A 273-nucleotide genomic window follows, 5' to 3' on the forward strand; every position below is an offset into this window, starting at 1 on the left:
CCACGTATTATTCGTAGCTGATGCGAACAGTACTGCAACTTATGTAGAAAACTATGTTGCAAATGAAAATGCTAAAGGTATTGCAAATATCGTAGCAGAAGTAATTGTGGAACAAGGCGCACAAGTGAAATTCGGTGCGGTTGATCTATTAGCAAAAGACGTAACAACTTACGTTAACCGCCGCGGTGTTGTTGGACGCGACGGCCGCATTGATTGGGCTCTAGGCCTTATGAATGACGGAAACACAATTTCAGAGAACGTTACGAACTTAAT

Annotated in this window: 1 protein-coding gene; it reads left to right on the forward strand. The window is 42.5% G+C overall.

Translation table 11 applies throughout. The annotated features are described in order from the left end of the window. A partial coding sequence (locus SB717_RS35795; protein ID WP_410907719.1) for a SufD family Fe-S cluster assembly protein occupies window positions 1-273 on the forward strand: 273 nt, incomplete at both ends.

Source organism: Priestia sp. SIMBA_032, from assembly GCF_046535215.1.
Taxonomy (GTDB): Bacteria; Bacillota; Bacilli; order Bacillales; family Bacillaceae_H; genus Priestia; species Priestia aryabhattai.